At 66.7% G+C, this 6,509-nt stretch carries 5 protein-coding genes and 2 pseudogenes; all 7 read right to left on the bottom strand.

The window, feature by feature from the left end:
- Nucleotides 1-278: pseudogene (locus Q0D45_RS06040) on the bottom strand (hypothetical protein); the annotation flags it as partial.
- Nucleotides 275-1,717 (bottom strand): efflux transporter outer membrane subunit, encoded by a 1,443-nt coding sequence (locus Q0D45_RS06045; protein ID WP_293389882.1) that lies wholly within the window; start codon nucleotides 1,715-1,717, stop codon nucleotides 275-277. The pseudogene Q0D45_RS06040 and the gene Q0D45_RS06045, both read right to left, overlap by 4 nt.
- Nucleotides 1,714-2,643, bottom strand: coding sequence for an HlyD family efflux transporter periplasmic adaptor subunit (locus Q0D45_RS06050; protein WP_293389884.1), 930 nt, complete (start codon nucleotides 2,641-2,643; stop codon nucleotides 1,714-1,716). Before Q0D45_RS06050 ends, Q0D45_RS06045 begins: the two co-directional genes overlap by 4 nt.
- On the bottom strand, nucleotides 2,640-3,359 hold the full coding sequence (locus Q0D45_RS06055) for an ABC transporter ATP-binding protein (RefSeq protein WP_293389886.1): 720 nt from the start codon (nucleotides 3,357-3,359) through the stop codon (nucleotides 2,640-2,642). Before Q0D45_RS06055 ends, Q0D45_RS06050 begins: the two co-directional genes overlap by 4 nt.
- Entirely contained in the window at nucleotides 3,356-4,495 is a 1,140-nt protein-coding gene (locus tag Q0D45_RS06060; protein WP_293389889.1) for an ABC transporter permease, read from the bottom strand. Before Q0D45_RS06060 ends, Q0D45_RS06055 begins: the two co-directional genes overlap by 4 nt.
- A 28-nt stretch (nucleotides 4,496-4,523) precedes the next feature.
- Nucleotides 4,524-5,684 (bottom strand): SDR family oxidoreductase, encoded by a 1,161-nt coding sequence (locus Q0D45_RS06065; protein ID WP_293389892.1) that lies wholly within the window; start codon nucleotides 5,682-5,684, stop codon nucleotides 4,524-4,526.
- A gap of 135 nt (nucleotides 5,685-5,819) precedes the next feature.
- A pseudogene (locus Q0D45_RS06070) lies at nucleotides 5,820-6,509 on the bottom strand (hypothetical protein); the annotation flags it as partial.

A 6,509-nucleotide genomic window follows, 5' to 3' on the forward strand; every position in this document is an offset into this window, starting at 1 on the left:
AGCTTGCGCAGGTAGGGCGCCACTGGCTGGATCACCGGCTCCCGGGTCACGCCCTGCTCGACCAGCCCGTTCTGGAAGCTGGTCACCACCTCCGAACCATCCGGCCGGCGCAGCTCGGCGAGCTTGTCGAAGGTCCATTGCTGCGAAGCCGGCCAGCGCTCGACCGCGCCCTTGACCAGCAGCGGCTGCTGGCGCGGCTGGAAGCCGCCGCGCGCTTCCAGATCGCGCCAATGCACGGTTTCAACCTGCTGGAATTCAGGGCCGCGATAGTTGTTCATGGGTGTGCCTGTCCGTTGCTGGGTTCGTTGATGGCACTGGTCGGTATGACCAGAGCAAGGTCCGGCGCGGACCAGCCGCCGCCGAGCGCGGCATGCAGCGCGAGCAGCGCGTCGAGCTGCTGGCGATAGCGATCGACAGCCAGCTGCTCGGCTGCGAGCCGGGCCGATTCCAGAGCGATCGCATCGATCCGGCTGCTGCGGCCGGCCTGCTGTTGCGCGTCGCTGCGCTGGGCGAGCTGCTGTTGCCGGGCCATGGTTTGATCGGACTGCTGCTGTCGGTTATCGGCATCGGCTCGCGCCTGCAGCGCCTGCTCGACATCGGCGAACGCAGCCAGCGCCGCCTTGCGGTATTCGATCTCGGCGATCTCGGCCGCCTGCTGGCTGGCATCGAGTCTGGCTGCACGAGCGCCACCGTCGAGCAGCGGCAGGCTGATCGACGGGCCGATGCCGAACGGCAGGATCGCGCCGGACAGCACTCGGTGCAGCACATCGCTGGCGACGCCCAACTCGGCGGTCAGCCGGATCTGCGGAAACTGTTCGGCCCAGGCAAGGCCGATCTGCGCCTGCGCGGCTTGCAGTCGCGACGCTGCAGCCTGCAGATCCGGCCGGCGCTGCAATAGCGACGATGGCAGGCCAGATGGCACCGCTGGCCTCTGTATCGCCTGCCGTAGCGGACTGGCTTCAAGCCTGAAAGCTTCCGGCAACTCGCCGCACAGCAAGGCCAATTGCCAGACATCCTGCTGCCGCCGCTGCCGCCAGTCGGCAAGTTCGTTCTGCAGTTCATTGCGCGCGCGCTGCGCTTCGAGCACCGGCCCGGCATCGGTGCGTCCTGCGGCCTGACGCGCCGTTTCCAGGGTCCTTCGCTCATCGGCCAAGGCAGCGCGACGCTGCAGCAGCGCCAGCACTTCGTCGGCTTCCGCAACATCGAAATAGCGATGCGCCAGCTCGTCGGCAATCGCGATTCGTGCAACACCCGCCTCGAAGCGCTGGCCGGCTGCGTCGGCTTTGGCGCCGGCGATCCGGCTGTCAATGCGGCCCCAGAAATCGAGTTCGTAGCTGGCTTCGAAACCAAGGCGGTAGACGGCGGCACTGCGCCGGCCGCCATTGACGGCAACGGCCGTGTTGTCGACCGGGCCGGCCTGGAAGTCGAGCGCCGGGCTCTTGCCAGCTGCCGCCAGCCGTTCGGCGTCATCAGCGATGCGCAGCCTGCGGACAGCGATCTGCAGATCCGGGTTGGCGATAGCCGCGCGCTTCAGCAGCGCGTCCAGCCCCGGGCTGGCGAAGCTGGACCAGAAGTTCTCGTCACTACCCTCGCCTGCATGGGACGTCGGCATCTGCCACTGCAACGGTGTCGGCACCGTCAGCTCGGCAACGCGTGGTGCGCTGGCACAGGCCGCCAGCAGCATCGGCAACAACATGGCCAGGCGAACGGCCTTCACGGCGCGCCACCGAAGCGCACCAGCACGCGCTGGCCGATCAGCAGCGGTGCTGCACCGAGCGACAGCAGGCATTCGACGACATGATCATCCTTCGCCGCTGCCCGTACCTCGGGCAGCGCGCGCACCGGGCCGACGGCGCGAGCGATCTGCGTGAGTTTGGCCGCATAGCGCGGCCCGCCGCCGGCCCCGACTTCGCCTTCCGCCTCGACGGTCGCCGTCATGCCGAGCTTCAGGCGGCTGAGCAGATGCTCGTCGACTTCGGCACGGACGATCAGCGGCGCATCCGGCGCGAACCAGACCACCGGCGTACCGCGGCTGAGGCTTTCGCCGAGTTGGGCATCGATCCTCAGCACATGGCCAGCCAATGGCGCACGCAACGTCAGCTGCTTGTGTAGCAGTAAGAGCTTCTGCTGCTGCAACTGCACGGCCTGCAGCGCCAGACGCGCAGCCGCCAGGTTGTCGGTGATCGTTTGCATGCTGGCCTCGGCCGCACGCAGCACGTCCTCGGCTTCGGCCTGCATGCGCACCAGCGGTTGCAGACGCGCGATATCCAGATGACTGCGCTGCAGTTGTCCTTCCAGCGCGCGAACGGCCTGCTGCTGGCGAGCGATCTCCAGCGCATTGGCCTGCTGATCGAGCAGCGCCGCCTGTTGATCGAGTTGCACCAGCACCGCGCCGGCTTTCACGGCTACACCGTCGCCAGCTGCGAGTGCCGTGACGACGCCATCAACCGGCATCGCCAAGCGCCGGGTGCCGCCCTGCACATCGACCCAGCCCGGCGCCGCAGCCACGATCGTGGCGTTGACGATTGCGGGGGCCGGCGATGCAACCGGTTGTGCCGCCTTGCTGCGCCCCCCGTTGAGCACGGCAAAGAACAGCGCCACCGCCGTGATCGTTGCCAGCAGACGGCGCGGCCAGGCCTTCATGCCGGCTGTTCCAGCGCCATGGAAAATTCTGCGGCCCGCTCGTCACGCGTGATCCTGCCGTTGTCGATCTGCAGCACGCGCTCGGCGTGGCGGATCAGCCTTGTATCGTGGGTGACGACGATCACCGTGGTGCCCAGTGCGTGGGCGATGTCCTGCAGCAGCGCGATCACCGCCGCGCCGCTGCGGCTGTCGAGCGCGCTGGTCGGCTCGTCGGCGAACAGCACCTGCGGCCGCGTGACCAGCGCGCGGGCAATGGCGACCCGCTGCTTCTCGCCGCCAGATAATTCAGCCGGCCGCAGATGCAGACGAGCTTCCAGGCCGACCTCGGCGAGTGAGGCTTCGGCGCGTGCCTTGGCAACGCCTTTCGCAACGCCGCCGAAGCGCAGCGGCAGCGCCACCTGATCGAGCGCGGTCAGCGCCGGAAACAGGTTGAAGCCCTGGAAGATGTAGCCGCAATGCTGATATCGAAAACGCTCCAGCGACCGCGCCGTCAATGACCATAGCGCGGTACCGGCGATCCGCACCTCGCCGCGATCCGGCCGCAGCAGACCGCCGATCGCCGCCAGCAAGGTCGACTTGCCGGAGCCGGATGCGCCCATCACCAGGGTCACCTCGCCCGGCTCGAACTCGGCGGACAGCCGCTGCAGCACCAGGCTGCGCGCAGGTCCGCTGCCGAACGCATGGACAAGGCCGGTGGCGATCACGCTGGCGCTCATCGCAGCAGCTCCGCCGGTTGCAAGCGATACAGCTCGCGCAAGGCCAACAAGCCGGAGCCGATCGCAGTCAGCAAGCCGATTGTGAATGCGGCGGCGATGCCACCGGCCTGCAGGGCGAATGGAACCTGAAAACGTGCCGCCATTACCGAGACGGCGGCGACCACGACGAGCATCAGCAGACCACCGGCCGCGCCAATCCAGGCCGATTGCTCGACGATCACCGCACCGAGCTTCGAGGGCGGCACGCCGATCGCCCGGAACGCGGCGTACTCGCGCAACTGGCCGAGCACGACGCTGCGCAGGGTCTGGCTGGTGATGACGACGGCGATCAGCAGGCCGAGCACGGTCGAGAACAGGAAGCCGGCGCCGACACCCGACTCTTCCAGCCACCAGCGCTGTGATTGTCCGGACAGCGCATCGCGAGTCCAGGCCTTGGCGCTGCCGGCTGGCAGCAAGGCCGCAAGTTCAGTGACCACGGTTGTCGCCAGCGAGCCCGGACGCAGACTGGCAAGCACGAAGCTGCTGGTGTCGGCCGCAGCTTCATCGACGAGCAGACCGCGCAAACTCTGTCGCGACAGAAACACGTACGTCGTGCCGATGCTGCGCAGGCCGGTCGACACCCCCACGACATGCAGACGATGGCCGTTGATCTCCACTGTCGTCGAGGTAATGCCATCGCCCGGCACCTCGAGCTTGCCGGCTTCGCTGCTATCGACGACGACGCTGTCCGGCTCGGCAAGCGCTGCGCACAAGCTGGTTCGCAGGGCTTGCGGGCAACTCAGCGCGGCCGGATCGGGGCTGATGCCGACCAGGGTCACCGGTACCGGGGTGCCGGAGCTGCCGCGCCAGCTGGCGTCGCGCAACGTCAGCGTTTCACTGCTGATGACGGCCGGATGGCTGTACAGCAGCGCCGCCAGATTGGACGGAATGTCCGCCGCCTGATCGATGCTGCGCACGGCTGGCGCAGTCAGCCACAGATCGGCAGCCATGGTGTCGGCCAGCACGGTGACGGTGCCGAACATGCCGGCCAGCAGGCCGAGCTGCACCAGCATCAGCACGCCGGCGAAGCTCACCGACAGCAGCGCCGGCAGGAAGCGGCGCCAGTCGTGACGCAGGATGATCAGGGCCAGCGACATCACAAGACTCGGATGTAGAAGCCAGCGCCTACTTGAAGTCGCTCATCATCTGCTCGAGCAGCGGCAGGCCTTCGGTGCTGTTGATGCAGTGACCGATGTACGACGGAAAACTCGGCGGTTGCGCGAAGCCTTCGGCGATCAGGCGATGGTTGTCGAACTGATAGTTGAGCAGCGAGAAACCGCCGTAGAGCTTGACCGCCTTGGTCACCAGGCGACGATTGGCGATACCGAGCCGGGCCTTGAAGTCCGGCACGATCGACGGGATGTCGCACTCGCGGATTTGCCGCCAGGTATTGACCTGCGAGGGGATGTGCCGGGCCTCGGCCATCGCCGCTTCGATCGCCCGGAAGCTGGCGCTGCCGTTGCCGGCGGAGATGTGGTAGAGGTCGCTGGCGATGTGTTCCTTGTAGGTCAGCAGCATCAGCGCCTGCGCGCAGTAATCGACCGGAATGACATCGACGGTCTCATCGAGGCTGCACATGAAGCGGCCCAGATCCTGGGCCATGCGGAACACCCAGAAGATGCTGCTCGACGGCTTGCAGCCCAGGCGGCTGTGACCGACGACGATCGACGGCCGCGCCACCACCAGCGGCAGGCCGGGAATCGCCCGCATCTGTCGTTCGGCCTCGGCCTTCGATGCGGTGTACGGCACCAGGTGTTCCGGCGTTTCCGGCAGTTGCCAGCTTTCCTGCACCGGCGACACCTGGCCGGCGCCGCAGGCCATCGCGGTGCCGATGTGGACGAAGCGCGTAAGCCTCGGTGCTTCAGCCATCCGCTTGGCAAAAGCGACCGTGCCGACGACATTGACCGGCCAGATGCCCGGATGATTGCCGAACGAGGCGACGGCGGCGCTGTTCAGCACGTGAGTCACCCGATCGAGACGGGGATCGTCGGCAAACGCGGCGACATCGGCGAGGTCGCCGATGATGATCTGATCGACTGTCAGCAGCGACAGTGGTGCGGTCTTCGATTCGAAACGGCCCAGCGATTCCAGCAGCCGCTTCAGTCCTTCTTCCGGCGAGGCGGCGCGGACCAGAAACAGCAGGCTCTGGGTCTTGCCGCTTTCCATCGCTTCGATCGCGCAGGCACCGCCGACGAAACCGGTGGCGCCGGTGATCAGCGTCAGCGGTGGGAAGGGTCGCAGATGGCCTTCGGGACAGGAGACCATCGCCGGAAGGTCGAGTGGCATCGCCGGGCGGCTGGCGGCCCCTGAAGTCGGGGTTCTGGTCTGCGGATGGAACTGTTGCATGGCAATCCTTCGGTCGACATCGCAGGCCTCATGGCCTGCGTGACGCTATTGGAAGGCTTGCCGCTTAAGGGACTATTAGCCGTGTGACAACAGGCTACCAGTCGTCGGCTCGGAGGCCGCTGCCACCGGAAACTGCCGTGCACAGAAGGCCCGGATCGCTTCGGCACCGCGCACCGAAGATGGCGTTTCGCGCAGATCGAAGCTGTAATCGAACAGTGCGCGCTGGGTGTCGATGTAGTGGCCGTGGCTGGCGAAGGCGGCGTCGATCGCTGCTTCCAGAGGCTCGACATGATCGAGTACCGGGCCGGCGTTCCAATGGCGAAAATTGTCGTTGACACGCCAGGCCACACCCTGCGTATTGAGGAACACGCAGGGCCGCGGACGATGCAGGAATTCGTAGACCTGGCTGCTGGCGTCGCCCAGGTACAGATCGGCCGCTTCGGTGTAGCTCATGTCGCAGCTGCGGGCGCTGCCGGTGTCGATCAGCAGGTGCGGGCAGTCGCGGTAGCGGGTCGGAATCTCGCCCGGTGCATCGAAGCGCCAGCGATCCAGCGATACCTGCAAGCGCTTGGCAAACAGCATCACATGCGGCGCGACGATCAGGTTGTAGCGGTCCGAGCGGTAGAAGGCTTCGAGCACCGCAAGACCATCGCGATACCAGGACGACAGACTCGGCGAGCAATGCGGGTTGTAGAGCACCGTCGGGCGATCGTTGTCGAACAGCTTCGGTCGAACGACGTCAGCGGTGTTGCCCGCCACGCTTCC

Origin of the sequence: Nevskia sp. (assembly GCF_023266035.1) — a bacterium.
Taxonomy (GTDB): Bacteria; Pseudomonadota; Gammaproteobacteria; order Nevskiales; family Nevskiaceae; genus Nevskia.

Excerpts from the sequence above, each read along its gene's own strand:
- Q0D45_RS06050 (WP_293389884.1), bottom strand. The coding sequence starts at position 2,643 with ATGAAGGCCTGGCCGCGCCGTCTGCTGGCAACGATCACGGCGGTGGCG.
- Q0D45_RS06055 (WP_293389886.1), bottom strand. The coding sequence starts at position 3,359 with ATGAGCGCCAGCGTGATCGCCACCGGCCTTGTCCATGCGTTCGGCAGC.
- Q0D45_RS06060 (WP_293389889.1), bottom strand. The coding sequence starts at position 4,495 with ATGTCGCTGGCCCTGATCATCCTGCGTCACGACTGGCGCCGCTTCCTG.
- Q0D45_RS06065 (WP_293389892.1), bottom strand. The coding sequence starts at position 5,684 with ATGCCACTCGACCTTCCGGCGATGGTCTCCTGTCCCGAAGGCCATCTG.